The sequence below is a fragment of the Glutamicibacter endophyticus genome, from assembly GCF_048457885.1.
Taxonomy (GTDB): domain Bacteria; phylum Actinomycetota; class Actinomycetes; order Actinomycetales; family Micrococcaceae; genus Glutamicibacter; species Glutamicibacter endophyticus.
In genome coordinates this window covers 184069-209415 of record NZ_CP174200.1, presented here as the reverse complement: position 1 = coordinate 209415, position 25347 = coordinate 184069, and the positions used below count along the sequence as shown (strand labels likewise).

Sequence of the window (25347 nt, the reverse complement as noted above, 5' to 3'; positions counted from 1 at the left end):
ACTTCTCACGCAGGCACGGAAAGAAGGAGAACGAAATGAAGATTATTGTCCACGGCGCAATGTGCGTGGCTTCGGGTAATTGTGGTTTGGTAGCCCCTAGCCTTTTTCAGAACAGGGAGGAAAACCACGGATTCGTTGAGCTCCTGCAAATGTACCCCTCTCAAGATGACGTCCATTCCGCCCTAGAAGCTGAGTATCTTTGTCCCTCCGGGACCATCCAGATCGATAACCACAAGATCCCCGTAGAGAAGCATAATACCAGCGGTGAACGTAGAAAGTAACTTTCACTTTTCGACTTTCGCCCAACTGAAGTCCCTGTAAGTCGGATGTTAGACAAGGAAGCTTGGATCGCTGGGGATCAGAGCAATACCTGGTTCACATTGTTACCTGTTCAGCATTCCTCAGCACGCAGGTCATTCCTCGGGCTCTCCTCAATGTTCCGACGGTCATGGTGATTCATATCTGTCCCTTTACCAGCTCTTTTCGGAAAAGTTCAGCTTGAAAACAGCCCAAGTATCTCAGTTTTCTAGCATCATCTTAGTCAGACGAGATGGACTTAATTCTGAGAGCATCAGGCATAATTCTTACAGATATCTGCGTAGCGACACCAAAACTGTCCCCATCGAGCTCTATAGGTCGTGGGATAGAAAACGTTGCGTCAAACCGATCTCCCTGCAGATAAGAGAGCGAATCATGGTTCATCGCACCGGCAATAATTTCTTGGCCGAGTACCGATTTCCGCATCAATCCTTGCAATACTAACTTTGTCGTAATTCTAGTCCATCCCCATCGTCGCGTAGGCTGCATCAAGGCCACGTCCAAGAGACCGTCATCGAATCGAGCAGCGGGGATGAGAAGCATGTTTCCACTCAGAGTTCCGCAATTACCGATGATGACAGTGTGTGCACGGGTACTCTTCTGCTTTTGTTTATCGATGGAATAGGTAAGGCTGAAGAGTTTATGCGCGAAGACCGATTGAGCGATTGGCACGCTATATGCGATCCAGCCAAGGTACTTCTTTAATCGTGTGCTTGTGGCAGCAGCCATGTCGGCGTCTAGACCTACCCCGGACATGACCAGAAAAATTTCCCTGTCATGGTTTCCACCGGGGCGACAAAGCTCGATAGCAGCAACATCTATGAGAATCGAGTCCTTTTGGAATGCCCTGGCAACACAGTCGGCAACATTATTGAGCGGAATTTTGAGGTTTCGTGCGAGCACATTACCAGTGCCGCAGGGCACCATAGCTATCGGAACGTTGGAATCAATGAGCACACTGGCTACTGAGCGGACTGTTCCATCACCTCCTGCGACGATTATGACCTCGGGGTGATTCTTGAGTGCTTGTACAGCGGCACCTGCGCCAAAGTCTTTAGGATCGGAAGGATGCCAAGTTGTCGGGGCCCATTTGTGTCGTGCTTCTTGGCGCTGAACGTCCTGTCTGAGTTCTTCTAGAGGCGCTGCAACTGGATTGTAAACGACTGCGGCATGCGGATTGGTCACGAGACTTCCTGTGCGATGAAATAGGACAACTTCGGGACTCAGCCTGAATCTAGCTGGCTTACCTGTCTAATTTTGGAGTGGGTTCTGAAGAAACTGGTTCTATGTTTGTGTCGTTGGGGTGTTTTCACATGGATTAGCGGTGCTGAGGCGATAGACAGTGTAAAATGCGCGTTCGCCGTGAATTGTTCCTACCAGTTTGGTGTTCGTCGATGTAGGCCTAAGTTAGATCTAACCCAACGAACTCGGACTCAATATGCCAGACGGGAGCAAACGTAACTAATGAAAGAGTGGAATCGGAGAGCGACCCAATGGCTGAAATTCCGCGGTGTTGAAGCCGCTGGCTGGCTTCTCGTTCTCACTGGTCTTGCTGCATTGATTCTTCCGGGCCCTGGGCTGTTGCTTACTGCCGGAGGAGTGGCACTATTGTCCGTGCGCTATAAATGGGCCAAAAGGCTCTTGCGACCGATTAAGCGAAAAGCTATGGGTCTAGCTCGTCTGAGTGTCAAGACTTGGCCCAGAATCTTACTTAGTACGCTCTTTGCTTGTCTCCTTCTTGGAATAGGCACGTGGTGGGGCATCGGAACGCCCGTACCCACATGGTGGACAATTGATTCTCAATGGTGGCTGTTCGGAGGGTGGGGCACAGGCTTAACCCTCATGGGTTCTGGGATAATCGCTTTGGGCACGCTGATTTACAGTTTTCACCATTTCCGCAACGAACCATAGAACTCAAAAGTGCATGGCCCTAACAACAACAACCACTTGACGCTCACTGGTGATTAAGTTCCTTGCGCTGTGCCGAGATAATGGATCGGAGCTGCAGGATCCGGGCAACGGCCACAGCAGCGACCAACAATCCACCGGCAACAGCGGAAATAAACATGGTCAGGCCTAGGCCAGCAGAACCGTTCCAACCGAAATATTCAAGCGTGACAGCAGCCTGGTTCTGAGCAATGAAAATGATGAGCAGAACTAGAAGAAGTAATCCGACGATCAGGGCCGCCCATACAACCGCAGTGCGAGACGCTTTGTCCTTATATTGTGGCGTTCCAGTTGTATTGGGGGACGTCGTCGACTCATAGATTTCGTGGGCGTCAAAGGGCTTTGCGTGCGAGTGCATTGTGGATGGTTGGTTCAAATTCGGCGTGGATGGTTTTCGTGCTTCAGATGATGGAACGGAAGGCTTCTTCATGATGGATGCCGGCTCCTTAGAGATCACGAGGTACTTGGTGTTTAGGGTATGTGCTCTTGTTCAGGTGGTTTGACTGGATGAATTCTGATTAGATCGAAGACCCGAAGGAAATCGACTTCGCTAGTTTTTGTACTGACTGCGATCGCTGTGTTTCTGCGTCGATGTCTTTACGAAATTGAGTTTCGGTCATGTCTTGGTGATGCTGGAACTTCTCGCTTTGTTGGGCGAGCGCGCAGGCAATTGCAAAGGCTAACCCGTCACGTAGCTCTTCGAGAGAGGTATTTGATATCTCTAACCGTCGGTTAGAGATACTGAGTTTGATGTCAGCGTAGCCAGATGACGCAAGTTGTTCCTGAACCTCGGAACTGAGGATATTTCGAATTTCATCTGGTTCAGGGCGGCGATTAAACACTGCTGCAACCATATATTTTTCGGGTGCATGCTCCGTGAAGAGGGTTCCAGGCAGCGAATCCGCCAGTACGTCGCCCACGGTTAGAGGGTCGTGATTTGTTGGGACACGTTGTGATTGATGTTCCATTGGTCATCATCTCTCGTCTTGAGAATAGGATGCTCCAAGATCAGTTGCATTGACTGGGTACGGAGCTGAAGGTTGTGGGAGGATTAGTTAGGATTTGACTCGGGGCCAAGATGAGGTTCTTGAGCGCTGTAAGCTACGCGGTGCCAGCCACAGAAAGTGCAGGTCCACAACACTTCTCGCATCGTCACTTCTACGTCTTGATGCATTCCTTCGTCGTGGCCTCCGTCGTTGTCCCAGCGACGTAGTTGATTTTCATCGTCTTGGTAGCGACGGGTTTCCGTTTCCACCACAGATTTCCTGAGGCATAGCGGGCAACGTTCGGGCTTTTGCATGACGTTGACACTGCTCCTTCCGAGCTAACTGCCGCGTCTTCACGAAGCGATCGGATGTATAAATTTCGGGGGGTCTCATACCATGCAGCTTCGACGAATCATCATCCTTTTCGCTAGGTCCTGACGTGGATCGTTGCGGATAAGACGGAGCAGTCTGAACATACCAAGCCACGAATTCGTGGCAGGTGGTTGAACAAGTTTGATGGAATTCTCATGGGATAACTATCTCTATACATAGAATGAAGCGTGCATCGCACTGTTCTTGAGAGCCCAGTAGAAAAATTGTTCTCTGGTTTGATTGCAACCGGTTCAACACTGTTGCTTTAATCTGAACGTCGTCTCTCAGAAGGAGACGGCACAAAAGTCATACGCCGGTGAAGAACCCCGGAAACGGTATATATCGGTAGGGGAGCCCTCCAATATCAGTGTACGCCTGATTAGCTGACAAAGTCATGGCATATTTAAGCTATTTCAAGTCCCGGGCTTTGCTGAGGGTCAGCGGGCGAATTTTCTATGCCGCTAACGCTTGGTTGCGTATGCTGGCGTTGAACGCCGTCTTGACCTCGGCCGGCGTGCGGTAGCCGAGCATGCTGTCGAGCCTGTCAGTGTTCAACCAGTGCGCCCACGCGGCCGTGGCCCGCTCGCCGTCGTGGTGTCCTTCCCAAGGCCCGTCGAGGCGGATCAGCTCGGCCTTATAGAGACTGTTCAACGCTTCGGCCATGGCGTTGTCATGGCATTAGCCGGTTAACAGGGAATCGTCTTTGGACATGACAGCGCCGGTCTGTTCCAGCGCCTCGGCATACCGGATGGCCCGATATTGCACTCCGCGATCGCTACGGTGGGTTACAGATCCCAGATCAGCGCCTTGTTGACCGCGCCGATGCAGACCCATGCGCAGCGCGTCCAACGCGAGATCGGTATACATGCGCGTCGAAGCCTGCCAACCCACAATCATCAGGGAGAACGCGTCCAGGACGAACGCGACATACACTCAGCCGGAGGCGGTTTTCACATAGGTCAGATCCGCGACCCAGAGCCGGTCGGGGGCCGGGGCGGTGAAGTCGCGGTCCACCAAGTCCATCGGCCTGCCGGTCTCCGGGGCCGGCCGCGTGGTCCGGTGGTATTTGCCGCGCACGGTGCCGCGGTTTCCGAGCTCTTTGCAGAGCCGTTCAACGGTGCACCGGGCCACCGGAGTGCCCTCGGTTCTGCGGTGATCGGCGCGGTTCAGGTGTGCGTGGATCTTCCGGATCCCGTAGACCCTCCGGCGCGGGTGAGAGTGAATGGTCAAGATTTCTTCTTTCAACGCCGCATCACGCAGCGCTCGAGCGGACGGGGCGCACTTGATGAAGGCGTAGTTAGTTTGCGAGGCGATCTTCAGGCCGAACTCGTCGCTGAGAATCCGGCAAATCGGTTCGATACCCCACCGATGCTTGTGCTCGTCGAAGAAACAGTACGATCACTTTTGTGGGCGGTCGAACTCCGCTGCGAAAAAAGCCGCCGCGGAATTCAAGGTCTCGTTGGACCGGCGCATTTCACGGTTTTCTTTTTCCAGCTGCCGGATCCGCGCCGCGCTGTCTTCCGGGTCGACCGGTAGGTCATGTTCTTCGGCCTTCTTCACCCAGGATCACAACGCCTCTTTATGCACGTTGGTCTGCTCCGCGATCCTGGCGATTGCTCCGGTACGGGCCTCGGGATCTTTCCGGGCCTCGATGCACAGTCTGGTCGCTCGCTCGCGTAGTGCCTGGAGGGGGTACTTCGAGTTCGCCATAATGGCTTTAGGGTATCCGGGATATCTGGCTCACCCTCAATCGAACCCGGAACGCTTCACGGCAACAAGTAGCACCGGCCACGTTTCACGAGGCTACCGTCAATGAAAACGGTACCGAAGCTCGAAGTGACTGCATGCGTCATTTGTCACTGACCACTCACTGACGTGATTTCAACCCCGCGCAGCTATGCTTGGTCCGATCTCCCCCACCTAATACAAGGCAGTTATGGATAGTTCCTCAACGACCTTCGTCATCCTGATCTTCGCCGCCGTGATCATCTTTGGCATTGTTGCCATCGGCCGGTCCCTGACGATTCGCAAGCAACGAACCCGACTCTTCACCCAGGGCCCAGGACATGCTTCCGTCGAGGCACCACAGAATCCGTGGCGGCGCTTTAGTTGCGCCCTAGCGGCCCCTTACACCCGGGTGGAGTGGACCGCTACGCGTGGGGCTCGCCGTTCGGCCTCAGCGGAGCAAACCTGGTTTGGCTATGCCGCGGCGGTGGCGCCGAATGTCACCCGGCAGTCGTTGGCACGCGACTGGGGTGTGCGCACCCCGAAACATGCGGTGGCGAAGGTCGCAGAATACGTGCAGATCCTGCTCGCCCGCGGCGCAGTGGATGTGTCCGACCTGCGAGAGGAGGATGCAACGGCACTCAAAACTCGGCTTCTGCACGCCGGCGCGCCCGAGGACGCTGTAGCGGATCTGCTCGCTGCGATCGCCCAGACCCCTCCCGGGCTGACCGGCGACCGGGATGCGACGGTCTTCGATATAGCGCGCTTGGCGAATTTGATCCGTTGGTCAGCCAGTACCGGTCTCCTACCGCTGGCCGAAGCCCAAGCGGCCTCCGATCGGGTGGGAGCCGTGGCAGTGGCGGTGTATGGATCTTGGCAGGACTACGCCACCTCCTACCTCGCAGGACTGCGAGCCAGTGGCGTACGCGGCACCAAAGGCTACGTCTCCGGCACCCAGTGGTTACTGGAGGACCCGGCCAGTCCCTGGGTTACCGAGTCGTGGCCAACGCATAGCGTGCGTTAATGCTCCTGCGACGACGAGGGCCTGTGGTGCACGAGGTAGACCAACATGGCGATCACCTTATGCGCAACGACGAGGAAGAATACCGAGGACAAGAGGTAGCAACCCCACGCGCCGATATTCATCGGGGTAATCAGCAGGTAATTCATCGACCCCGAAGCATGCACCCGGGAAGCAGCATCGATGCCCTGCAAAATCGCGCCGACAAAGGCTAGGCCGACCGCGCACCAGAAATAAACGAGCGTGTCATATCCGGGTTTCCTGCGTACAGACATGGTGCTCCTATTCCTAGCCGTGCAACCGGCGCCCAGTACTGGACCTACCAGTGTGAGCCTAGCCCAGGCTGGTTGGCCCACCGCAGCTCAACGCGCAGCACATATGGCAAGGCGCGGCCGCCGATGCGGTGAAACCGCGCTGGCAGCCGCGCCTTGAAGGCATATTCGGTTGGTGGGTTTACAGGCCCAGCTCATCCTTGCCGTAGGCGAAGAGGTACGGGACCCCGGCCTCATCCTCGATGCGTTCCTTGGCGCCGGTGTCGCGGTCAACAATCACGGCGACGGCCACGACGTTGCCGCCGGCCTTGCGCACGCCCTCGACGGCGGTGAGCGCCGACCCACCCGTGGTGGAGGTGTCCTCAAGAACGATCACGTTCTTACCCTCGACGCTCGGCCCCTCGACCTGACGGCCCATGCCATAGGACTTCTGCGCCTTACGGACCACGAAGGCATCGATCGCACGACCGGCATTGCGGGCGGTGTGCATGATGGCGGTGCCCACCGGGTCGGCGCCCATGGTCAGACCGCCCACGTTAGTGAAGTCGAGCTCGGCAGCGTCGAGCATCTCCAACATGACCTCGCCGACGAGGGGTGCAGCCTCGTGGTGCAGGGTGACGCGACGCAGGTCGATGTAGTAGTCGGCCTCCTTGCCGGAGGACAGAGTGACCTTGCCACGGACGATGGCAAGTTCCTGGATAAGTTCTTTCAGACGCTCGCGGGCGATCGATTTGCTCATACCCTCGATTCTAATCGCCATCCCAGTTACGCTGATGCCATGAACGTGACTCGCCCTTTGGGATTCTGGTTGAAACTAGTAGATTCGCTGATTGACGAGCACTTTGCAGCAACGCTTGAAGAGCACGGCGTGACGCGTCGGCAGTGGCAGTTGCTGAATTTGCTCGAGCAGCGACCGGCCGCAGAAAAGGAGCTGATCGAGGCGCTGGCACCCTTCTTCGTGTCTGCCGACGAACCACCGAGCGTTAAGGAACATGTCGCAGAACTGGCCGAATCCGGATGGATCACCTTTGACGGGGAGATGTACTCGATCACCGAGCGAGGACACACCTCCTTTACCAAGCTGAGTGAACTGGTGGAATCCATCCGCAACCGGTGCAGCGAGGGCCTAAGCGCCGAGCAGTACACCACCACGTTGGCTTCGCTGGAACAGATGGCCAAGAACCTCGGCTGGGAAGACCCGCAGTCCGAACAGCAGTAACCTCGTCGGCGCGGCCCGGTCGCTACCCCTAGGATGGTGCTATGCGCGAACTACAGGCACAGATCATCAGCGAACTGGGCGTGCAGCCCGGCATCGACCCGGCCGCCGAGGTGGCCCGCCGCGTGGGATTCCTCAAGGATTACCTCAAGGCCAGCCACGCCAAGGGCTTTGTGTTGGGGATCTCCGGCGGTATCGATTCGACGTTGGCCGGGCGGCTGGCCCAGCTCGCGGCCGAAGAATTGCGTGCCGAGGGCACCGAGGCACGCTTCATCGCGGTGCGCTTGCCGCACGGCGTGCAGCACGACGCCGACGATGCCGCCGCCGCCTTGCGGTTCATCGACGCCGATGAGCTGTTCGAGGTCAACATCGCCGGCCCCGTGCAAGCCCTCGATCAGGCTTTGGAGGAGGCTGGCCACCCCCGGCTGAGCGATTTCACGCGCGGGAACGCCAAGGCCCGGATGCGCATGGTGACGCAATATGCTATCGCCGGGGACCGCGGCATGCTGGTGATCGGCACCGACCATGCAGCCGAATCCGTGACCGGATTCTTTACCAAATTTGGTGACGGCGGCGCCGACCTGCTGCCCCTCGGTGGCCTGAATAAGCGCCAGAATCAACAGCTGCTACGCGAGTTGGGCGCCCCGCAACCGCTCTGGGAAAAGCAGCCCACCGCGGATCTGCTCGACGGCACCCCGCAGCGTGCCGATGAGGACGAGCTCGGGCTCAGCTATGCGCAGATCGACGACTACCTCGAGGGTCGCGAGGTGCCTGAGGCTGTGGCCGAGTCCATCGAGCGCCGCTTCCTCACCACCCGCCACAAGCGTGCGGTCCCACCCATGCCGGCCGACACGTGGTGGCGCGACTAGAAGTTCTACCACGCGGGCCCCGGAGCAATCCGGGGCCCACGTGCGTTAACGGGCTAGGCAGCAGCACCGCCGACTATCCGCGCAGTCCCCCCAAAATGCCATCCAGCGCCGCAGCGAGGTAGCCATCCTCGGCCTCGTTGCCGGGGATCGCGAGCGCTCGACGATAAGCGGCGACCGCCCCTGGATAGTCAGCCAGTTCTTCGAGCGTCACGGCGCGGGCGATGTGGAAGGGACGGAAGCCCGCCAACGCCGGGTCATCGGCCAACGTGTCGAGTAGCCGCAGACCCACCGCCGGGCCGTGGGCCCGCCCTAACGCCACAGCACGGCCGAGCCGAACAACCGGTCCCGGCTCAAGGGCTTCGAGCAACCCATAGAGCACTGCGATCTGCTTCCAGTCGGTCTGCGCGAATGATTCGGCTTCCGCGTGCACCGCCGCGATCGCCGCCTGAATCGCGTAGGGTCCGGCGCCCGGAGCCCCGGCGGCCGCCTCGGCTAGCGTCAGCCCCTCCACGATGAACTCACGGTTCCATAACTGGCGGTCCTGCGCCGCTAGGGGCACCGGTTGACCCTGCGATCCGTTCACGCGCGCTGGGCGCCGCGCTTCGGTGAGCAGCAACAATGCCAGCAGGCCGGTTAGCTCGGATGATGCGGCCTGGGCGCAGGCTTCCCCGCCCACGAGCGCCCTCAGGATGCGAGCCAGCCGAATCGCCTCGCTGGTCAGGTCATCGCGCACATGTGCTTCGCCCGCCGAACGCGCAAAACCTTCGGCGTACAGCAAATACACCACGCGTTGCACCTCGCACAGCCGTGCCGGAAGTTGCTCCCGTGGCGGCACCTCGAGCGGAACGCCGAGCGTGCGAATCCTTTTCTTCGCCCGTACGATCCGCTGTTGCATGGTTGTCACGGGAACCAGTAGCGCGTGCGCCACCTCGGCGGTGGTCAGTCCGGCGACGAAGCGCAGCGTGAGCGCCACCCGGTCCTCGATGCTCATTACCGGGTGCGCGCAGGCGAAAAATAGCGCCAGCCGCTCATCGGGCACGGCCTGCGCTGCGGTGGCGTCAGCGGGATCGCCGAGGCGATCGGCGGCGGGCGCACGTTCCTGCTCAATACGTAGTCTGGCAAGCTTCTGAGCCAGAACGCTTTCGCGGCGCACCACATCGAGCGCCTTACGCTTGGCCGCGGTCTTCAACCAGGCCTCCGGAGACTCGGGCACCCCGGTGTGCGGCCAGCTGGTGATCGCCTGGGCGAAGGCGTCCTGTGTTGCATCCTCGGCGAGGTCGAGGTCGCCAAAACGTCGTGCCAACGTCGCAAGGATACGGGCGCGGGCGTCGCGGTCGATCGCGGCGAGCGCCCGGCGCACCGTTTCGGGACTCGTCATCGGCTTAGTAGGGTGCCACGGGCCGGATCTCCACATGGCCGCCGGCCGCCGAGGCTGGGCTCTTACGCGCCCACTGGATCGCTTCGTCGATGTTGGCCACGTCGATGATGTATCCGCCTCCCACGAACTCCTGCACCTCGGCGAAAGGCCCGGAGGAGACGATCCGCTCCCCCTGTGCGTTGCTGCCCACGGTGACCGCTTGGTCAGGGTCTTCAAGTGCGAATGAGCTCACCACAACCCCGGCCGCGGTGATTTCCTGGTCGAAGGCAAAGAATTCCTCGGGGCTCGCGCCGCCTTCCTCGCCGCAGGCCGGATCGTTCATGTGCCCCATTAGTAGCAGTGCGTACTTCATGCTTTCCTCCTCGATCGTGCCACCGAGCGCCGCATAAGGGCCGCTCGGTGGACGGGTTCGGTGTCGGGCCGAGTGGCTCGACATTAGAGTGACGAACGGCCCGCACCAAGATCGACATCCTGCCGCGAAAAAATTTGTGCAACCGATCCCGCGTGGCCGGCTACCGCTCACTCTGTGGCCCGCGACGGAAGGAAATGCCTGGCCTGCCCACAACCGCCGGTCAACGCCCATACCCCAGTCTTGCCCGATCACAGGATGTTGGGAAGGGGAAAGTTCCCGCGGGATTCTCCCCTTCCCAACTATTTGGCACACGACCGGCAGGCAGCCCTAGGCCACTTAGCTAAGTCCGGTGATCTCGCGAAGTGCCTGCACATGTTCGTTGAAGGCCGCACGGCCCGTGGCGCTGAGCTTGGCCCAGGTACGCGGGCGCTTTCCCACGAAACCCTTGCGGATCACGACGTAGTCGCGCTCTTCGAGTGCGCTGAGCTGACGTGAGAGCACCGAATCCGAAACGCCAAGGGCGAGCTTGAGGGTCTTGAAGTCCACTTCATCGGCGGTCTGCAAGGAACCCATGATCGATAGCCGAACCGGATTGGAAAAGTCATCGTTCAGTCGTTCTCTGGCATGCGAGCTCATGATCGCACCATCTTAGTACCGGTGATCAATAGTGGCGCGGCCACGATCAAGCCCAGCAGTATCAACAGCGCCCAGTGCGAAAGTTCCAAGCCAAGTAGCGCAATGGAGATCGCGTAGAACACGATGCTCATCACGAAGGCCCGCCGGTAGCGCGTTGAATATCCCTGCGGCAGGGATCGGTAGAGCTTTCCGTATACGACGGACTGTACGACGATGACGATGACGTACAGGGTGATCACCAGCCAGAACCCGAAAGCGTGCTCATCGGGTCGGTTCAGCTGCAAGATAGCGGCCAAGGCACCGATGGTAAGACCCAGTACGATGCAGTACCACCCCAAGAGTCGCGAGCCGTAGGCGAGGGCGCGACCCATTTCGGCTTCCGCCTTGCCCAAAGCGCGCAACTGCTGCTCCGGGTCCAGAGGCTTTTCCTCGCTCATGACGCCACCTCCGCGCGTGCTCGTTGCTGGCGTAGCCCCGCGAGCGTGCTCATGGTGAGCACCACCGCGAGGAACAACCCCAGACCGATGAACAACAGGCTGGTCACCCCACTGAGGTAGGCCGCGAGGGCCAGCGCAAAATACGCTATTCCCGCCGAGACAACGGCGAGAACGTACCGAGCATTGAATGAGTTTCGCATGACAATCCACCTTCCCACGTCTTCCGCTCTGACTCTTCGAGCTTAGCAAGTACTTTCCAGATTGGAAAGTACTTTTTTAGCTTCATTTCTGGGTCATCGTCGGGCATGTTGGACATGGAAAATCCCGGTGCACACCGACGGTGCCGCACCGGGATTCACAGCTGATGATTTATACGAACGCGCTGACTCCGGTGAGCGAACGCCCGACGATCAGCGAGTTAATCTCGTACGTGCCCTCATAGGTATGCAAGATCTCCACGTCACAGAAGACCTTGGCAATTTCCGCGTCGGTGACCACGCCATTACCACCGAGCAGCGCGCGCCCCTGCGCTACCGAGGAACGCGCCAACCTCGTGGCCGTGGACTTCGCAAGGGCCGCATCCACCATTTCCAGCTTTCCGCGCTCCTGCTTGGCCGCCACCTGGGCCATCATCGCCAAGCACGCCGTGAGGTGGCCGGCGATTTCGGCAAGCGACTGCTGTACGAGCTGGAAGGAGGCCAACGGCTTGCCGAACTGTTGCCGTTTCGTCGCGTAGCATCGCGCAATGTCCAAGGTGGCCATCATGGCGCCGACCGCCTGCCAGCCGACCCATGCGCGTGACTGCATAAGCAATTCATTCGCGGCGGCAAAACCGGTGGCCCCGGGCAGTCGGTTTTGCACCGGGATGCGCACGCGGTCCAATTCGATGTCCGCATTCTGCATGATCCGCAGCCCGATCTTGTTTACAATCTTGCGCGCCGAGAATCCGGGCCGGTCGGTTTCGACCAAGAAGGCCCCCACCTCGCCCGATTCCACATCCTTTGCCCAGACCAACACGAAATCGGCCAGGGTTCCCATGCCAATCCACCGCTTGGTGCCGGTAATGACATACTCATCACCGTCGCGGCGCACCTGGGTGGATAGTCCCCCGGCAATATCCGATCCGTGTTCCGGCTCGGTCAAGGCGAAGGATCCGAAGGCCTTCAACGCGCAGAGGTCCGGCAGCCATCGTTGCTTCTGCTCGGCGGAGCCCAGGGCGTCAATCATGCCGACAATCAGTTCGTTGTGGATCCCCACGACGGAAGAGAGGGATACGTCGGCACGGGCGATTTCCGCGTGAATGAGCCCGCGCAGCAGGGCCGATGACCCATCGAGCTGCAATCCGCCCAGCCCGGCAGCACCCAATACCGCGATCAATTCATCGGGAAACTCTTCGCGATTCCAATACTCGATCGCCGGCACCCGGATTTTATCCTGCACCAGCGCGCGCACTTTCTCCAGCCGCTCCCGTTCGGGCTCGGTGAGTTGTTGTGCAATTCCCAAAAGGTCCATCTGGGGTCTCCTTCAAACCTTGGATGTCCAAGTATATTGTTGGACTAGTTCCGTCATTTAGGGGTACATCATGAATGGTCCGCTGTCTCGCGATCCGATCGCCCAGGCCCGTGAGGAGTGGGTGTCTCACGGCTGGGAAGCTCAAGCCGATGCCATGGCAGCCATCACTGCGGTGTTGCGTAGCGCCGCCATCTTCTTGCAACGCGCCGAGGGAATCCTCAAACCCCACGGCCTCTCCTTTGCCCGCTTTGAGGTTCTGGCGCTGCTGGGGTTCTCTTCACGCGGCTCGCTTCCCATGAGCCACGCCAGCCGCCTGCTGCAGGTCCACGCCACCAGCCTGACCAACTCGGTGGACCGCCTCGAGGCGAAAGATCTGGTGCGCCGCGTGGCCCATCCGAGCGACGGGCGCACTCGCCTGTTGGAGATCACCCCGGCCGGTCGAACGCTACTCGAACAGGCTCGCGCCGATTTGAACGAACAGCTCTTTTCCGACAGCAAGCTCAGCGCCGAGGACTCGCGCCAACTGTTCGAGATCCTCGCCCGGCTGCGTCGCTCCTCGGGGGACTTTCTATAGGCTGCCATCACGCACCGCGTTGATGATGCCCGAAAAGTCGGTCCCCGCATGATCTTGCGCGAACTTGCTGAACAGCTGCGCGGCCAAGGTGCCCAGATGCGCATCGGTGTCGGTATGCCCCAGTGCGCTGGTGGCCAGACCAAGGTCTTTAGCCATCAAGGCCGCCGCGAAACCCGGCTGATAATCCCGGTTTGCCGGCGAGGTGGGCACCGGGCCCGGCACCGGGCAGTTGGTGGTTACCGACCAGCACTGGCCGGAGGCGGAGGAAATCACGTCAAAGAGTGCCTGGTGGCTTAGGCCAAGCCGCTCACCGAGCACGAAGGCCTCCGCTGCCCCGAGCATCGAAATACCCAGCAGCATGTTGTTGCAGACCTTGGCGGCCTGACCGGCACCGTGGCCGCCACAGTGCACGATCCGCTTGCCCATCACCTCAAGGACCTCGGTGATCTGCGCCAGATCGGCCTCGTCGGCGCCAAGCATGAAGGTCAGGGTGCCTGCTTCGGCGCCCACCACACCGCCGGAGACCGGAGCGTCGGCGCTACGGTGCCCCGCTTCCACCGCCAGCGCGGCGGCTTCACGTGCCTGGGCCACGTCGATGGTGGAGCACTCAAGGAAGAGCGTATCGGGGCGTGCGGCTGGCAAAAGACTTTCCCGGTAGGCGTCGAGCACATGTTGCCCGGTGGGGAACATGGTGAGCACAATGTCCACATCGGTAGCCGCCGCGGCGCCCGTTGTCACCGTTTCGATCCCTTCGGACGCTGCGCGCTGCACCGCTTCGGGGACCACATCGTAGGCTTTGAGCACGTATCCGGCCTTATGCAGGTTGATGGCCATGGGCAGCCCCATATGACCCAGGCCGAGAAATCCAATGACGGGCTTGTCGTTCATCGCGTGCTTCCTTCCAGTGCTCCGCGCTCGATTAGCGCGAAATTAAGTTCCGCCCCGGGTAGGGGCGCAAAATGGCGGTCAATGCGCTCGATGGCACCGATGCCATCGACGGTGCGCACCCAGTGCGGGGTCCGGTCCTTGTCGATAACCGCGGCGCGGATGCCTTCGGCGAAGTCCGGATCGTCGAGACGTCGCACGGCAACTCTGAATTCGCGGCGCAGGTCGAGCCGGAGGTCGTCCCCGGCTTCGTCGAGCAGCCGTGCGATGAGCTGCAAGGAACTAGGGCTGGCCGCGCGCAGGGCCTTTTCGGCCACCCGCGCATTTTCGTTGGTTTCGGTGCTCAGCGACCCGAGGATGGCTGCCGTGCTGGGTTCGGCGAAGGCACGCACCCACCGCTCGCGTAACATTCCGCCGCTGGGGGTAACTTCATACTCCGCCAAAACCCGCTCAATAGGTTGGCTTTCTAACGCAACAAGCAGCTCTCCGATACGGGCGCTGTCGATCTGCGCGTCGGCCAAACCGAGTTCGATCACGTCCTGGCCCGAGAACTTCAAACCAGTCATGGCCGCGAGGCGTCCGGCCGCGCGTGGGGCCGCGGCCAACAGGTGGGTACCGCCTACGTCGGGGAAGAAACCAATGCCCGCCTCGGGCATTCCGCAGCGGCTGCGCTCGGTAATCAGGCGATGGCTCCCGTGGGCCGAAATGCCGATACCTCCGCCAAGCACAATCCCATCCATGAGGGCGACATAGGGTTTCGGGTATTCCGAGATCAGCGCATTGAGCTGATACTCGATCCGCCAAAAGGCCTCACTTGAACCGTCGCCCTGCTTGATATCGCGATAGATCGCGACAATATCTCCCCCCGCGCAGAGTCCGCGCTCCCCTGCCCCGACGACGGCCACTTGCCGCACCTTCTCATCGTGCCGCCAGCGCAGGAGAGCCTCAAGCATCGTGCGACACATTCCCTCGGTCAGGGCATTCAGAGCCTGCGGCCGGTTGAGCGTTATCAATCCCAACTGACCTCGTTGTTCGATCAGGACCTCATCCATCAGCCCACCCCTTGAGTGATCGTCGCCACATTTCAGTGACGAATATACTCGGACTTCCAAGTAAATTGAAGTGGCACAGCACGCCAAACTTGATAAGTTGAAAACGTGAAGATTGCGACCTGGAATGTGAACTCGCTGCGTGCCCGCGCCGACCGCGTGGAAGACTGGCTACGCCGCACCGATGTAGATGTCCTGGCTATCCAGGAAACGAAATGCAAGGACGAGAATTTTCCGTGGGAAGTTTTCGAAGACAACGACTACGAGGTGGCCCATTTCGGGGTAAACCAGTGGAATGGCGTGGCCATCGCCTCGCGTGTTGGCATGCAGGACGTTGAACGAACCTTCCCCAACCAGCCCACCTTTGGCAAGGGCGGCAAGAACCCCATTCAGGAACCTCGCGCGATCGGCGCCACCTGCGGTGGGATGCGTATTTGGAGCCTCTACGTGCCCAATGGCCGGGCACTGGACGACGAGCACATGGGTTACAAATTGGAGTGGCTCAAGCAATTGCACAGCAACGCCACCGAGTGGCTTACGCAGGATCCCACCGCACAGATCGCGCTGATGGGCGACTGGAATATCGCCCCTCGCGACGAAGACGTCTGGGATATCGACCTCTTCCTCGCCAACGAGTTCACCCACGTCTCGCCGCCCGAGCGTGCCTCCTTCGAGAACTTCGTCGATGCGGGCTTTACCGATGTGGTGCGCCCCCACACCGAGGGCCAGTTCACCTACTGGGATTACACCCAGCTGCGCTTCCCTCGCGGCGAAGGCATGCGCATCGACTTCGCCCTATGCTCCCCGGCGCTGAGCGAGCGTGTGATCGGCGCCAGCATCGACCGCGAAGAGCGCAAGGGCAAGGGCGCCTCGGACCATGCCCCGGTCATTGTCGAGCTAGCTAACTAGGACGCTGATGCCCCCGACCTCGCCCGCAGCACATCTCGAGCTGCTCCCAGCCACCGCGCATCTGCGCGTCTTCGAGCCGCTGCGGGCATTCCCGGTCGCAGAACGCGAACAAATCGCCGCGCTACCGCAACACACCGCCGAGGAATGGGACCGGCTCGAAGCCAGCGCCCTGTGGCAACGAACCCTTCGCGCGGTGACCGATCCGTTCCCCCACGGCAACTCCGAGTATTTCCGCACCCTCAACGTGCTGAGCAACGCCGAGCAGCCACACACCCTCTACTGCCCGGGGCAGTTGCAGGCGCGCACGCTCTTAGCCGCCGAACAGGTCGAGGAGTCGCTACGCACCGAGGTCTTCGATTTACTCGTGCCACCGGCCGCGCGCCAAGCCAACGCCTCACGGATCGATACCGAACGACTAGCGGCAGACCTCACCCACCTGCACACGCGCACCGCCACCTGGGGCATCCCGTTAAGCTGGTTTGCCCTCTTCCGCGAGGACGACCACACCGAAGTGGTGCACGAACAGGATCGCCTCTATACGGTGCGAGTCCATGTTCCCTTCGCGCAGGCGGTGGAACGACTGAGCTGGGCGATCGAAACCATGGTGGAGCATGCCCCGCAGGCACCGCTCTTCGAAGAACTCGGCGCCTTAGGCAGCTGGCTTGAAAGCTTCGATGATGAATCGGTGATCGAGCTGGACTACGGCTCACTGGCTGAAATTATCTGGCCCGATGATTCGGCTTCCGACCTGCTCCATGGGCTGCAGGCCCTCGAGGACGCGGACCCCACGATGGCCGCCGCGGCCTACCGGCGCTTGAGCAACCGCTGGCTCGGCCCGCGCCACCTGGGGCGGGCCAACTAGCCGCGGGCTACCGCGCTACAGGAGCCGATCTTCGCGGCCAAAACGCGAGCGAGCGCCGGACAGCACATGGACCAGCACCGGGCCGGAAACCCCCAAGCGCTGCTGAACCTGCTGCGCAATGCGTAGCACTTCATGACCGAGCGGCCCCGGAGCCACCGCCTTACGCGGCTGCACGCGAATCCGCAGCCCCGGTTCCCCGGGGCCTTTCCACGACGTCACCGCCACACTGACCACGTCACTGCGGTCGGCCAACCCCTGTCGGATGGCATGCTCAATAGCCTGGTCGCTGACCTCCACCACACCGGGTGGCTGGGCCTCGGCCTGCACAATGCGGCTGTAATAGGACAGCTTTCCGCGACCCTGCAAACTCAAGAGCAGGACAAACAGCACCAGCACCGCGAGCATCCCAACACCCAGCGCCGTGGCGCCCAGGGTATCTAGGTTTTCGAAGAATCGCAGATGCAATACGTGGGAGGCCGCCTCGGCATAGGCGGGGAAGAGCGACACACCAATCCAGTGGCTCCCGGTCAGCAGCAACAGCAGGCCGACGAGGAAAAGTACGATGCGGTTGGTAAGACGAGGAGTTAACGTCACTGGCCCACCACCCCATTCGTGCTGATCTCGACCTTCACCTCAAGCTGCTCGGCTAGACCATTGCGTTGCAGTTCATCGCGTAACGCCTGGCCAACCCGTTCGGCATTCACCGGGATTCCCGAGGTCGGGCGAACCTGCACCAGCGCCTGATCGGCACCGACCGAAACCCATACTTGCCCCTGCCCCACGCCGGCAGCCGTACGGGCCACCCTTGCGAGGGCTGCGGCAACCACCTGATAGTCCACGATCAGCATGCCCTGTTCATCGTCAAGTTCGATGTTCAGTCTGGGACGACGCGTCACGCTCAGGGCCGCGATAATAAACACCACACCCAGTACGGCACAGACCAGTCCCGTAACGAGTACCGCGGGACGCTCTAGGCTGAGCAACGGGTCGCTCAGCAGCAACCACCATTTGTCGAGACTGCGCCACAGTGGGGGCGCATTGAGTGCGCTGAGCGCCAGCTCAAGTGCCACGTACCCCGCCGCGAGTCCGATCAGCAACGTACAGCAGGCAACCCACACGCTACGTGAGCCGGTCAGCTCCCGACGCAGGATTCGATCTTTCACCCCTGCCGCCATCGACTAGCCCACCTCCAGCTTGGTTATCCGTACATCCACGCGTCCTACGACGAGTCCGGTGCCTTGGTGTACCGCCTCCGAGAGATCGGCACGCTGCGCCTCAATGCGTTCGGCAAAACTTTGTTCTGCGGTGCGCAGGGTCATCGGCATGGTCAGCGAAATACTCAGCAGTCCGCGGTCATCGGCGAGATCGACCTTGATCTGCCGCAAGGTGGTTTCGAAGATACGAGCCGTCTCAATCCGAATGAGCGAGGTCAACGCCATGGCGCTGATGCGTGTGTGGCCCGCACGTGCGGTAGCCGTCATGACGAGGATCGCCGCCCACGCAGGGCGTCGCGCAGCGCCCGCATATCGACCCGGTTCTCCATGGCCCGCCCAACCAGCGCGCCAAGACTCATAAAGATGGCCATCAGCAGGAAGCCGAGCAGCCCGTACTGCAAGGTAGCCCAGGCAAGCACGATGCCCACGAGGGCACCAATCAGAGTTGGTTTCATGATGTGGCCTCCGCGGCATCTAGGTGGACATCACCGATCTCAATATTGACCTCAACGACCGTCAGCCCGGTCAATTCGTGAACCGTCTCGTAAACCGCGGCGCGCACATCGTCGGCGATCTCATGCAGATTGCGCCCGTAGCGCGCGACAATCACCAGGTCGATGACCACATGGGTCGCGCCGATTTCCACGTTCACCCCGTGGTGGCTTTCCGCGCCGGTGCCCACGGCCCCGCGCAACGCGTCAAAGGCACGAGTCGCACCTCGACCTAAAGCAAATACCTCGGGCACTTTGGCCGCCGCGGCGGCAGCCACCTTGGCCACCGCGAGTTCGGTAAGCCGTGTCTGGCCAATGGCCTCACGGCCCTGAGGATGTGATGTTGCAGGTTCCACGTGCACCTCCACCGCGTCGCTGACCTGAGTCGCTTAATGCGACGTCAGTTCCACACTACCGCCGGGCCGAAGCGATGCGAGGGTTCAAACTGGAGTTAAATGAGAAAAACCTCCCAAAGGAGGTTTTTCGATGGCGACCCTGACGGGACTTGAACCCGCGACCTCCGCCGTGACAGGGCGGCGCGCTAACCAACTGCGCTACAGGGCCATGTTTCCGAAACTATTGCTTCTTCCACAGACTAAAACCCCCGGCGAACCGAGGGCTTGCGTGGCTCCGACCGGCGTCGATCCGGTGACCTTTCGATTTTCAGTCGAACGCTCTACCAACTGAGCTACAGAGCCTGGTGTCCGCTGTAAACAGTGGATACCTAACTCACCGTTTCCAGTGAATTCAGCGACCCTGACGGGACTTGAACCCGCGACCTCCGCCGTGACAGGGCGGCGCGCTAACCAACTGCGCTACAGGGCCTTGCTTTCGCAAGCCAGTGGATTTCTCCACCTGACAATCACAAGTGATTGTTTGTACCCCCAACGGGATTCGAACCCGTGCCGCTGCCGTGAAAGGGCAGTGTCCTAGGCCGCTAGACGATGGGGGCCTATGATCGCTTTGGAATCTCTCGACTCCGCTGCGGACTTCAATAACTATACGTGGCATTTTGGTGTTTGCAAAATCGAGCCAAACCGCGATTTCACCACCCGTCCACCAGCACGCAAACCGTAGGCTGGGGACATGGATCTGAGCATGCCCGATGAAGAATTCGACGCCCTAGTTGAACGTGCCATCGAGGCTATCCCGCAGCCCTTCATGGAGATCATGGACAACGTCGTTTTCTTCGTGCAGGACGAATACGAACCGCTGCCCGGGGAGCAGGAAAACGGCGAGATTCTGGGGATTTATGAGGGAATATCGCTAACCGAACGCGATCAGGACTGGGCCGCGGGTGCGATGCCCGACCACATCACAATCTTCAAAAACCCGACGTTGCGTAGCTGCGCATCGAGCGAGGAAGTGGTTCGCGAAATCACCATCACGGTGATGCACGAGGTGGCTCATCACTTCGGAATCGACGACGAAAAACTGCACGAACTTGGCTGGGGTTAGGTCAATTTTCCAAAAAACTTCCTTTGAGAAGTACGTCACAGCTTTGGTCGTCCCAGCACGAGTAGCGCCACAGTATTAAGCGGTCTCGGGGACTTGGGGGTCGCGGTATCGGACTGTAACCATGCCCTGCCGAAGGTCACGATTATTAACGGTCGGCGCCATGCATCCGTTAGGCATGCGAAAAATTCTTAGTGCGCCTGGCCACGCCCACCGCAACACGTACCTGCAAATCAGAGCGCTACATGGACGCTCCGCGCACGATTGTTAATGCTGTGACTCATGTGATTGGTGTTGCATATTCGTAGATCGTTGCCATAGTGTGATATTTGGAGTCTTATCCAAACTGTTATCTGAGTGCCCTTTCGGTCACGAAGAACTACTGACTCCGGCTGACATCTATCGATCTCGTGAGGAATGAAATGGCAAAACGCCACGCACTTAGCGTCGCCGCATGCACTCTGGCCCTGACTGCATCCTGCCTCGCCGGCTCACTTCCTGCGTCCGCAAGCCCTCAGGCCGGCGCGCTACCCGCAGTGGTACAGCCGCAGCGTTCGCCGCTGCCGAGCGACGCCGAGATCGAGCAGGCCAAGCAAGACAAGGATGCCGCCAACGCCATGATTGCGCGCATCGAACAGTCACTGGCCGAAAGCCGAAACGAACTTCAGGCCTTGGAGACGACCTCCCTTGAAGCGCAGGAGTCACTGCTCAGTGCCACCGAAGAGCGTGATTACCGCGCCGCGGAAGCCGACAAGGCCAACGAGCAGATCAAGCTCGCCCAGCAGTATCTGGAAAATAGCCGTGCCGACGTAGCTGCGATCGCCGCTGATATGTACCGCAATGGCGCCAGTGGATCCGCGTTGGCCGCACTGGTCCAAGACGACTCCGAGGGCAATGTCCTCTACAAGGCAGCGACAATGAGCACGCTGAGCGATTCGCGAGCTCGTGCCGTCAGCGCCGCCACCGAAGCAGAAGCACTCGTCAAGGCATGGCAAAAATATGCCGAGGCAGCTAATAAGGCTGCCGAAGAAGCAGCTGCAGCCTTCGACACCGCGTCGGCCGAGGCCACGCGCACCCTGAACGACTATCAGGCCGCCATCGAACCGCAGAAGAAGTTGCGCGACGAACTGGTTGGGCACCTGGCTGAGCTGAAGAAGCAGGACAAGAAGAAGGTCCAAGAACAGCTGGCCAAGGCCGAGGCGAAGGCCGACGAAGAGCGCTTGCAGCAGACGATTGAAAATAGCGCCAAGGTTGTCGAGCCCAAGGTCATGAATCCGGCCACCCCGGGCGAGGCTCGCCCGTTGATGGTGGAGAAGCCACTGGAACTTGTGGTGGAGGAAAAGCCAGAGGCGGAGAAGAAGGAAGAGCCTAAGGCTGAAGAGAAGCCGAAGGTAGAAGAAAAGCCAAAGGCCGAGAAGAAGAACGAAGCCGAAGAGAAGCCAAAGGCTGAAAAGAAGGAAGAGCCTAAGGCCGAAGAGAAGCCGAAGGTAGAAGAAAAGCCAAAGGCCGAGAAGAAGCAGGAGCCTAAGGCCGAGGAAAAGCCAAAGGCTGAAAAGAAGGAAGAACCCAAGGCCGAAGAGAAGCCGAAGGCCGAGCCGAAGCCGAAACCCAAGGTTGAGGAAAAGCCAAAGCCGAAGGTCGAGGAGAAGCCTAAGCCAAAGCCAAAGCCGAAGCCGAAGGTTGAGGAGAAGCCTAAGCCGAAGCCAAAGCCTGCACCGACGCCGAAGCCAACTCCGAAGCCGGAGCCTAAGCCGGAGCCGGAAACCACCGTTCCGACCGGTAGCGGCAATTACTCGGCCGCAATTGCCTGGGCCCTGAAGACCGCTGATGATCCGAGCAAGGGTTATGTGTTCGGCGCCAACGGACCGAACTACTTCGACTGCTCCAGCTTCTCGCAGCGCGCCTTCGCCCAGTCGGGCATCAGCTTGCCGCGTACCTCCAGCCAGCAGTTTGCCTCTGCCCCGCAGTACGTCTCGCTGGACAACCTGCGCCCTGGCGACCTGGTGTTCTCCACCTCCAACGGTGGCGCGTCCTTCTACCACGTTGCGATCTACATCGGTGGCGGTCAGGTAGTCCACGCGCGTAACCCCAACGCCGGCATTACGGTGACCCCGCTGAGCTGGGTCAACAACATGCACTACAAGGCAGCTCGCTACTAAGCGATCACGCACCCCAAATCATCGGGCCCTCCCGACGAGTAACTCGTCGGGAGGGCCCGATGATTTATGGACTTTCAGCCCCGGTTCACTCTTCGTTCGCGCGGGTATCGAAATCGTTACGGTTAGCCAAGCGTGGGTCCTCCATATCGGGGACAACCATCACCGGGCCCTTTGAGTGGTGCAGCACGCCCTGGCTGGTTGAACCCAGCAGCATGCCGGCGAATCCACCTCGACCGCGCGAACCGGTCACGGTCAGTACCGCACGCTCGGATTCGCGGATCAGTACCTCCACCGGAGGACCAAGCACCACATCGGTTTCCAGCTCAAGGTCCGGGAAGTGCGACTTCAGCCAGCGGTAGCCCACATCCATCTGATAGTGGACGTCTTCCAAAACGGCTTCTTGATCCACCGTGGCTGGCATCCAGGCCAGAGCCGCCGAGACCGGCGCCACGGCGCAAACGACACGTAACGGCAACTGGCGGGCCACCGCGGCTTCCGCGGCGGCGAGCACGGCCATACGGGCCCGGTCGGAACCGTCGACACCCACCACGATATGCTCGCGCTCCGGCGGGGTGGGCTCCTGAGCCTGCTGTTCCTTGGCCATGCACAGCGGCACGACCACCGTGGGGCATTTCGCGTGGGCTGGCAAGGCCGAGGAAACCGAACCGAGCAGGCGTCCGACAAAGCCTCCACGCCCACGGGTGCCGACCACAACAAGGTCCGCGTCTTCGCTCAGGTCCAACAACACCCCGGCAGGGTCCCCGGATTCGATGTAGGTGCGGATGGTGACGGGGCTGCCTTCGAGTTCGGCTCGCGCTTGTCGCACGATATCCTCCGCGCCGCCACGAATCAGATCATCATCCAGCGTCGAGTAACCGGCGTCCATCGAGGACGCGGCGAATACCGGGATGGTGTAGGCGGAGACGACGTTCAGTACGCTGCCGCGGCGCTGCGCCTCGCGCTCGGCCCAGCGCAAAGCACAACGGCTTTGTTCCGAACCGTCAACGCCAACGACGATCCCCTCAATTTTCTCGCTCGTTGCACCAGTTGCGTCGCTCATCAAACTCACTCCTCATTGACCTGCGTTGCCATGGGTGTGATCCCCATAACAACCAATGTACTTCCATTTTTCAAGTCCGTGTGACGTGGGTCTACAGGATTTCGCACAGAGCCTACTCACAAGTCTTTGACTCACCGGCAAAAGCACAAAAACACATAGAATTTTCCTATGTCTTCCAGCACCCAAACGCCTACGGGCACCTCTGTCCGCGCGCGGGTTGACCGGTACTTCCGGATCTCCGAGCGCCGTTCCACGTTCTCCACCGAGCTTCGCGGCGGTATCGCCACCTTCTTCGCGATGAGCTATATCGTCGTCCTAAACCCGTTGGTGCTCTCCGGCGCCGACGCTTCGGGCGGCGAACTGGGTATTCAACGCGTGGCCGCGGTGACCGCGTTCGTGGCGGCCATCCTGACCATCATCATGGGCATCTGGGCCCGTAGTCCCTACGCCATGGCCACCGGCTTGGGTGTGAACGCCTTCGTTGCCATTACCGTGGCCACGAACCCGGAAATCACCTGGCCAGATGTGATGGGTCTGGTGCTCATCGCTGGTGTGGTGATGTTTATTCTGGTGCTGACCGGTTTCCGTACCGCCGTTTTCAACGCCGTGCCACAAAGCCTGAAAACCGCGATCGTGGTCGGTATCGGCATGTTCATTGCGTTGATCGGCTTGGTCAATGCCGGCTTCGTGCGTCGCATCCCGGACGCGGCTGGCACCACCGTACCGGTGGGTCTCGGCTTCGACGGTAAGCTGCTGGGCTGGCCGATCGTGGTCTTCCTCTTCGGCCTGTTGCTGACCATCGCGCTGCTGGTGCGCAAGGCCAAGGGCGCCATCTTGATCGGTATCGTCGCTTCGGCGATTCTGGCCAACATTCTTCAGGCGGTCTTCAAAATCGGCGGCTCCTCGGCCGAAAACCCGCAGGGCTGGTCCCTCGTGGTCCCCTCCATGCCAAGCTGGACGCTACCCGATCTGAGCCTCATCGGTCAGGTCAACCCCTTCGGCGCCTTCACCCACCTCGGCTTCACCGCCGCAGCGCTGTTGGCCTTCGTCATCTTGCTGTCCATCTTCTTCGATGCCATGGGCACCATGGTCGGGCTAGCCTCCGAGGCCGGACTCACCGACGAGAACGGCAACATTCCGGATGTCGACAAGGTGCTGTTGGTTGACGCTGCGGGCGCTATCGTCGGTGGCGGCACCTCGAGCTCCTCGGCGCAGATCTTCGTTGAGTCCGGGGCGGGAATCGGCGAGGGTGCACGCACCGGCTTGTCCTCGGTGGTGACCGGCCTGCTGCTTCTCGTGGCCATGTTCCTGACCCCGCTGATCTACCTGGTGCCTTTTGAGGCCGTGGCTCCTGCGCTGGTGGTCGTTGGCTTCATGATGATCTCGCAAGTCGCCAAGATCGACTGGGCTGACTGGGGATTGGCTATCCCAGCCTTCCTGACGTTCACGCTGATGCCGTTCACCTACTCGATCGCCAATGGCATCGGTGCCGGGTTTATCGCCTTCGTGTTCATCCGTGCCGTTCAGGGACGCGGCAAGGAAGTCCACCCACTGATGTGGTTCGTCGCCGCCGCCTTTGTGCTGTTCTTCGGCATCGGCCTCATTGAGCAACTCACCGGGGTCTAATTTCCCGGTCGATTATGCATCG

At 60.1% G+C, this 25347-nt stretch carries 33 protein-coding genes and 4 tRNA genes; 10 read left to right on the top strand and 27 right to left on the bottom strand.

What is annotated here, in order from left to right:
• Positions 1-537: 537 nt before the first annotated feature.
• Positions 538-1503 (bottom strand): diacylglycerol/lipid kinase family protein, encoded by a 966-nt coding sequence (locus ACJD00_RS01135; RefSeq protein WP_418908125.1) that lies wholly within the window; start codon positions 1501-1503, stop codon positions 538-540.
• Positions 1504-1782: 279 nt separating this feature from the next.
• Here ACJD00_RS01135 and ACJD00_RS01130 point away from each other — a divergent pair, with 279 nt between their 5' ends.
• The gene (locus ACJD00_RS01130; protein ID WP_418908124.1) at positions 1783-2229 is read left to right on the top strand and encodes a PGPGW domain-containing protein; all 447 of its coding nucleotides are present in this window, start codon (positions 1783-1785) and stop codon (positions 2227-2229) included.
• 43 nt (positions 2230-2272) lie between these two features.
• On the opposite strand, the gene ACJD00_RS01125 is transcribed toward ACJD00_RS01130, so the two are convergent.
• From ACJD00_RS01125 to ACJD00_RS01100, 6 genes are all read right to left on the bottom strand, one after another.
• Positions 2273-2695: a LapA family protein gene (locus tag ACJD00_RS01125; protein ID WP_418908123.1), complete on the bottom strand. Its 423-nt coding sequence runs from the start codon at positions 2693-2695 to the stop codon at positions 2273-2275.
• An 88-nt stretch (positions 2696-2783) separates the two neighbouring features.
• A complete protein-coding gene (locus ACJD00_RS01120) occupies positions 2784-3185 on the bottom strand; it encodes a hypothetical protein (RefSeq protein WP_418908122.1) in 402 nt (133 codons plus the stop codon).
• An 891-nt stretch (positions 3186-4076) separates the two neighbouring features.
• Positions 4077-4286 carry a hypothetical protein gene (locus tag ACJD00_RS01115; protein ID WP_418908121.1) on the bottom strand — a complete coding sequence of 70 codons (210 nt, stop codon included), beginning with the start codon at positions 4284-4286 and terminating at the stop codon, positions 4077-4079.
• A 15-nt stretch (positions 4287-4301) separates the two neighbouring features.
• A complete protein-coding gene (locus tag ACJD00_RS01110) occupies positions 4302-4556 on the bottom strand; it encodes a DDE-type integrase/transposase/recombinase (protein ID WP_418908120.1) in 255 nt (84 codons plus the stop codon).
• Entirely contained in the window at positions 4557-4868 is a 312-nt protein-coding gene (locus ACJD00_RS01105) for an IS3 family transposase (RefSeq protein ID WP_418908119.1), read from the bottom strand.
• 153 nt (positions 4869-5021) lie between these two features.
• The gene (locus tag ACJD00_RS01100; protein ID WP_418908118.1) at positions 5022-5183 is read right to left on the bottom strand and encodes a hypothetical protein; all 162 of its coding nucleotides are present in this window, start codon (positions 5181-5183) and stop codon (positions 5022-5024) included.
• Between the two features lie 376 nt (positions 5184-5559).
• On the opposite strand from ACJD00_RS01100, the gene ACJD00_RS01095 reads away from it, so the two are divergent.
• On the top strand, positions 5560-6372 hold the full coding sequence (locus ACJD00_RS01095; protein ID WP_418908117.1) for a DUF1266 domain-containing protein: 813 nt from the start codon (positions 5560-5562) through the stop codon (positions 6370-6372).
• On the opposite strand, the gene ACJD00_RS01090 is transcribed toward ACJD00_RS01095, so the two are convergent.
• Positions 6369-6644 carry a hypothetical protein gene (locus tag ACJD00_RS01090; RefSeq protein ID WP_309410136.1) on the bottom strand — a complete coding sequence of 92 codons (276 nt, stop codon included), beginning with the start codon at positions 6642-6644 and terminating at the stop codon, positions 6369-6371. The two genes, ACJD00_RS01095 and ACJD00_RS01090, sit on opposite strands and share 4 nt — an antisense overlap.
• A 178-nt stretch (positions 6645-6822) precedes the next feature.
• Complete coding sequence (pyrE, locus tag ACJD00_RS01085; RefSeq protein WP_418908116.1) at positions 6823-7380, bottom strand: orotate phosphoribosyltransferase; 558 nt, start codon at positions 7378-7380, stop codon at positions 6823-6825.
• Positions 7381-7419: 39 nt separating this feature from the next.
• Between pyrE and ACJD00_RS01080 the strand changes: the two genes are divergently transcribed.
• Positions 7420-7860 carry a MarR family winged helix-turn-helix transcriptional regulator gene (locus tag ACJD00_RS01080; protein WP_418908115.1) on the top strand — a complete coding sequence of 147 codons (441 nt, stop codon included), beginning with the start codon at positions 7420-7422 and terminating at the stop codon, positions 7858-7860.
• 41 nt (positions 7861-7901) lie between these two features.
• Entirely contained in the window at positions 7902-8726 is an 825-nt protein-coding gene (gene nadE, locus ACJD00_RS01075; protein ID WP_309410139.1) for an ammonia-dependent NAD(+) synthetase, read from the top strand.
• A 73-nt stretch (positions 8727-8799) separates the two neighbouring features.
• Here the strand turns inward: nadE and ACJD00_RS01070 are convergent, their stop codons facing one another.
• From ACJD00_RS01070 to ACJD00_RS01045, 6 genes are all read right to left on the bottom strand, one after another.
• The gene (locus tag ACJD00_RS01070; RefSeq protein ID WP_418908114.1) at positions 8800-10104 is read right to left on the bottom strand and encodes an RNA polymerase sigma factor; all 1305 of its coding nucleotides are present in this window, start codon (positions 10102-10104) and stop codon (positions 8800-8802) included.
• A gap of 4 nt (positions 10105-10108) precedes the next feature.
• A complete protein-coding gene (locus tag ACJD00_RS01065) occupies positions 10109-10456 on the bottom strand; it encodes a YciI family protein (RefSeq protein WP_418908113.1) in 348 nt (115 codons plus the stop codon).
• Between the two features lie 336 nt (positions 10457-10792).
• Positions 10793-11092, bottom strand: a complete 300-nt coding sequence (locus ACJD00_RS01060) for a winged helix-turn-helix domain-containing protein (protein ID WP_418908112.1) — start codon at positions 11090-11092, stop codon at positions 10793-10795.
• The gene (locus ACJD00_RS01055) at positions 11089-11529 is read right to left on the bottom strand and encodes a hypothetical protein (RefSeq protein WP_418908111.1); all 441 of its coding nucleotides are present in this window, start codon (positions 11527-11529) and stop codon (positions 11089-11091) included. Before ACJD00_RS01055 ends, ACJD00_RS01060 begins: the two co-directional genes overlap by 4 nt.
• Complete coding sequence (locus ACJD00_RS01050) at positions 11526-11729, bottom strand: hypothetical protein (RefSeq protein ID WP_418908110.1); 204 nt, start codon at positions 11727-11729, stop codon at positions 11526-11528. Before ACJD00_RS01050 ends, ACJD00_RS01055 begins: the two co-directional genes overlap by 4 nt.
• 169 nt (positions 11730-11898) lie before the next feature.
• Positions 11899-13041, bottom strand: a complete 1143-nt coding sequence (locus ACJD00_RS01045) for an acyl-CoA dehydrogenase family protein (protein WP_418908109.1) — start codon at positions 13039-13041, stop codon at positions 11899-11901.
• Positions 13042-13111: 70 nt separating this feature from the next.
• On the opposite strand from ACJD00_RS01045, the gene ACJD00_RS01040 reads away from it, so the two are divergent.
• A complete protein-coding gene (locus tag ACJD00_RS01040) occupies positions 13112-13615 on the top strand; it encodes a MarR family winged helix-turn-helix transcriptional regulator (protein ID WP_418908108.1) in 504 nt (167 codons plus the stop codon).
• Here ACJD00_RS01040 and mmsB read toward each other — a convergent pair.
• On the bottom strand, positions 13610-14503 hold the full coding sequence (gene mmsB, locus ACJD00_RS01035) for a 3-hydroxyisobutyrate dehydrogenase (RefSeq protein ID WP_418908107.1): 894 nt from the start codon (positions 14501-14503) through the stop codon (positions 13610-13612). The two genes, ACJD00_RS01040 and mmsB, sit on opposite strands and share 6 nt — an antisense overlap.
• Entirely contained in the window at positions 14500-15552 is a 1053-nt protein-coding gene (locus ACJD00_RS01030) for a 3-hydroxyisobutyryl-CoA hydrolase (RefSeq protein WP_418908106.1), read from the bottom strand. Before ACJD00_RS01030 ends, mmsB begins: the two co-directional genes overlap by 4 nt.
• Positions 15553-15657: 105 nt before the next feature.
• Here ACJD00_RS01030 and ACJD00_RS01025 point away from each other — a divergent pair, with 105 nt between their 5' ends.
• Both ACJD00_RS01025 and ACJD00_RS01020 read left to right on the top strand, forming a co-directional pair.
• On the top strand, positions 15658-16458 hold the full coding sequence (locus tag ACJD00_RS01025; protein ID WP_418908105.1) for an exodeoxyribonuclease III: 801 nt from the start codon (positions 15658-15660) through the stop codon (positions 16456-16458).
• 7 nt (positions 16459-16465) lie between these two features.
• The gene (locus tag ACJD00_RS01020) at positions 16466-17320 is read left to right on the top strand and encodes a hypothetical protein (RefSeq protein ID WP_309410150.1); all 855 of its coding nucleotides are present in this window, start codon (positions 16466-16468) and stop codon (positions 17318-17320) included.
• 15 nt (positions 17321-17335) lie between these two features.
• Here ACJD00_RS01020 and ACJD00_RS01015 read toward each other — a convergent pair whose 3' ends face one another.
• From ACJD00_RS01015 to ACJD00_RS00975, 9 genes are all read right to left on the bottom strand, one after another.
• Positions 17336-17914 carry a hypothetical protein gene (locus ACJD00_RS01015; RefSeq protein WP_418908104.1) on the bottom strand — a complete coding sequence of 193 codons (579 nt, stop codon included), beginning with the start codon at positions 17912-17914 and terminating at the stop codon, positions 17336-17338.
• Positions 17911-18483, bottom strand: a complete 573-nt coding sequence (locus ACJD00_RS01010) for a hypothetical protein (RefSeq protein ID WP_418908103.1) — start codon at positions 18481-18483, stop codon at positions 17911-17913. The genes ACJD00_RS01015 and ACJD00_RS01010 overlap by 4 nt, the downstream gene beginning before the upstream one ends.
• 15 nt (positions 18484-18498) lie before the next feature.
• On the bottom strand, positions 18499-18801 hold the full coding sequence (locus tag ACJD00_RS01005) for a hypothetical protein (RefSeq protein WP_418908102.1): 303 nt from the start codon (positions 18799-18801) through the stop codon (positions 18499-18501).
• Positions 18798-18989: a DUF2273 domain-containing protein gene (locus ACJD00_RS01000; protein ID WP_309410154.1), complete on the bottom strand. Its 192-nt coding sequence runs from the start codon at positions 18987-18989 to the stop codon at positions 18798-18800. The genes ACJD00_RS01005 and ACJD00_RS01000 overlap by 4 nt, the downstream gene beginning before the upstream one ends.
• The gene (locus ACJD00_RS00995; protein WP_418908101.1) at positions 18986-19381 is read right to left on the bottom strand and encodes an Asp23/Gls24 family envelope stress response protein; all 396 of its coding nucleotides are present in this window, start codon (positions 19379-19381) and stop codon (positions 18986-18988) included. The genes ACJD00_RS01000 and ACJD00_RS00995 overlap by 4 nt, the downstream gene beginning before the upstream one ends.
• 131 nt (positions 19382-19512) lie before the next feature.
• Positions 19513-19589, bottom strand: a tRNA-Asp gene (locus ACJD00_RS00990).
• Between the two features lie 61 nt (positions 19590-19650).
• A tRNA-Phe gene (locus tag ACJD00_RS00985) sits at positions 19651-19723 on the bottom strand.
• A gap of 53 nt (positions 19724-19776) precedes the next feature.
• Positions 19777-19850, bottom strand: a tRNA-Asp gene (locus ACJD00_RS00980).
• Positions 19851-19904: 54 nt separating this feature from the next.
• A tRNA-Glu gene (locus ACJD00_RS00975) sits at positions 19905-19977 on the bottom strand.
• 134 nt (positions 19978-20111) lie between these two features.
• Here ACJD00_RS00975 and ACJD00_RS00970 point away from each other — a divergent pair.
• Together ACJD00_RS00970 and ACJD00_RS00965 are read left to right on the top strand one after the other, a co-directional pair.
• Complete coding sequence (locus ACJD00_RS00970; protein WP_309410156.1) at positions 20112-20483, top strand: metallopeptidase family protein; 372 nt, start codon at positions 20112-20114, stop codon at positions 20481-20483.
• A 419-nt stretch (positions 20484-20902) separates the two neighbouring features.
• Positions 20903-22639, top strand: coding sequence for an NlpC/P60 family protein (locus ACJD00_RS00965; RefSeq protein WP_418908100.1), 1737 nt, complete (start codon positions 20903-20905; stop codon positions 22637-22639).
• A gap of 85 nt (positions 22640-22724) precedes the next feature.
• On the opposite strand, the gene ACJD00_RS00960 is transcribed toward ACJD00_RS00965, so the two are convergent.
• Positions 22725-23699 (bottom strand): universal stress protein, encoded by a 975-nt coding sequence (locus tag ACJD00_RS00960; protein ID WP_418908099.1) that lies wholly within the window; start codon positions 23697-23699, stop codon positions 22725-22727.
• Between the two features lie 168 nt (positions 23700-23867).
• Here ACJD00_RS00960 and ACJD00_RS00955 point away from each other — a divergent pair, with 168 nt between their 5' ends.
• Positions 23868-25325, top strand: a complete 1458-nt coding sequence (locus ACJD00_RS00955) for an NCS2 family permease (RefSeq protein ID WP_418908098.1) — start codon at positions 23868-23870, stop codon at positions 25323-25325.
• Positions 25326-25347: the final 22 nt, after the last annotated feature.

Excerpts from the sequence above, each read along its gene's own strand:
- ACJD00_RS01130 (WP_418908124.1), top strand. The coding sequence starts at position 1,783 with ATGAAAGAGTGGAATCGGAGAGCGACCCAATGGCTGAAATTCCGCGGT.
- ACJD00_RS01125 (WP_418908123.1), bottom strand. The coding sequence starts at position 2,695 with ATGAAGAAGCCTTCCGTTCCATCATCTGAAGCACGAAAACCATCCACG.
- ACJD00_RS01115 (WP_418908121.1), bottom strand. The coding sequence starts at position 4,286 with ATGGCCGAAGCGTTGAACAGTCTCTATAAGGCCGAGCTGATCCGCCTC.
- ACJD00_RS01095 (WP_418908117.1), top strand. The coding sequence starts at position 5,560 with ATGGATAGTTCCTCAACGACCTTCGTCATCCTGATCTTCGCCGCCGTG.
- ACJD00_RS01090 (WP_309410136.1), bottom strand. The coding sequence starts at position 6,644 with ATGTCTGTACGCAGGAAACCCGGATATGACACGCTCGTTTATTTCTGG.
- pyrE (WP_418908116.1), bottom strand. The coding sequence starts at position 7,380 with ATGAGCAAATCGATCGCCCGCGAGCGTCTGAAAGAACTTATCCAGGAA.
- ACJD00_RS01080 (WP_418908115.1), top strand. The coding sequence starts at position 7,420 with ATGAACGTGACTCGCCCTTTGGGATTCTGGTTGAAACTAGTAGATTCG.
- nadE (WP_309410139.1), top strand. The coding sequence starts at position 7,902 with ATGCGCGAACTACAGGCACAGATCATCAGCGAACTGGGCGTGCAGCCC.
- ACJD00_RS01070 (WP_418908114.1), bottom strand. The coding sequence starts at position 10,104 with ATGACGAGTCCCGAAACGGTGCGCCGGGCGCTCGCCGCGATCGACCGC.
- ACJD00_RS01065 (WP_418908113.1), bottom strand. The coding sequence starts at position 10,456 with ATGAAGTACGCACTGCTACTAATGGGGCACATGAACGATCCGGCCTGC.
- ACJD00_RS01060 (WP_418908112.1), bottom strand. The coding sequence starts at position 11,092 with ATGAGCTCGCATGCCAGAGAACGACTGAACGATGACTTTTCCAATCCG.
- ACJD00_RS01055 (WP_418908111.1), bottom strand. The coding sequence starts at position 11,529 with ATGAGCGAGGAAAAGCCTCTGGACCCGGAGCAGCAGTTGCGCGCTTTG.
- ACJD00_RS01050 (WP_418908110.1), bottom strand. The coding sequence starts at position 11,729 with ATGCGAAACTCATTCAATGCTCGGTACGTTCTCGCCGTTGTCTCGGCG.
- ACJD00_RS01045 (WP_418908109.1), bottom strand. The coding sequence starts at position 13,041 with ATGGACCTTTTGGGAATTGCACAACAACTCACCGAGCCCGAACGGGAG.
- ACJD00_RS01040 (WP_418908108.1), top strand. The coding sequence starts at position 13,112 with ATGAATGGTCCGCTGTCTCGCGATCCGATCGCCCAGGCCCGTGAGGAG.
- mmsB (WP_418908107.1), bottom strand. The coding sequence starts at position 14,503 with ATGAACGACAAGCCCGTCATTGGATTTCTCGGCCTGGGTCATATGGGG.
- ACJD00_RS01030 (WP_418908106.1), bottom strand. The coding sequence starts at position 15,552 with ATGGATGAGGTCCTGATCGAACAACGAGGTCAGTTGGGATTGATAACG.
- ACJD00_RS01020 (WP_309410150.1), top strand. The coding sequence starts at position 16,466 with ATGCCCCCGACCTCGCCCGCAGCACATCTCGAGCTGCTCCCAGCCACC.
- ACJD00_RS01005 (WP_418908102.1), bottom strand. The coding sequence starts at position 18,801 with ATGACGGCTACCGCACGTGCGGGCCACACACGCATCAGCGCCATGGCG.
- ACJD00_RS01000 (WP_309410154.1), bottom strand. The coding sequence starts at position 18,989 with ATGAAACCAACTCTGATTGGTGCCCTCGTGGGCATCGTGCTTGCCTGG.
- ACJD00_RS00970 (WP_309410156.1), top strand. The coding sequence starts at position 20,112 with ATGGATCTGAGCATGCCCGATGAAGAATTCGACGCCCTAGTTGAACGT.
- ACJD00_RS00965 (WP_418908100.1), top strand. The coding sequence starts at position 20,903 with ATGGCAAAACGCCACGCACTTAGCGTCGCCGCATGCACTCTGGCCCTG.
- ACJD00_RS00960 (WP_418908099.1), bottom strand. The coding sequence starts at position 23,699 with ATGAGCGACGCAACTGGTGCAACGAGCGAGAAAATTGAGGGGATCGTC.
- ACJD00_RS00955 (WP_418908098.1), top strand. The coding sequence starts at position 23,868 with ATGTCTTCCAGCACCCAAACGCCTACGGGCACCTCTGTCCGCGCGCGG.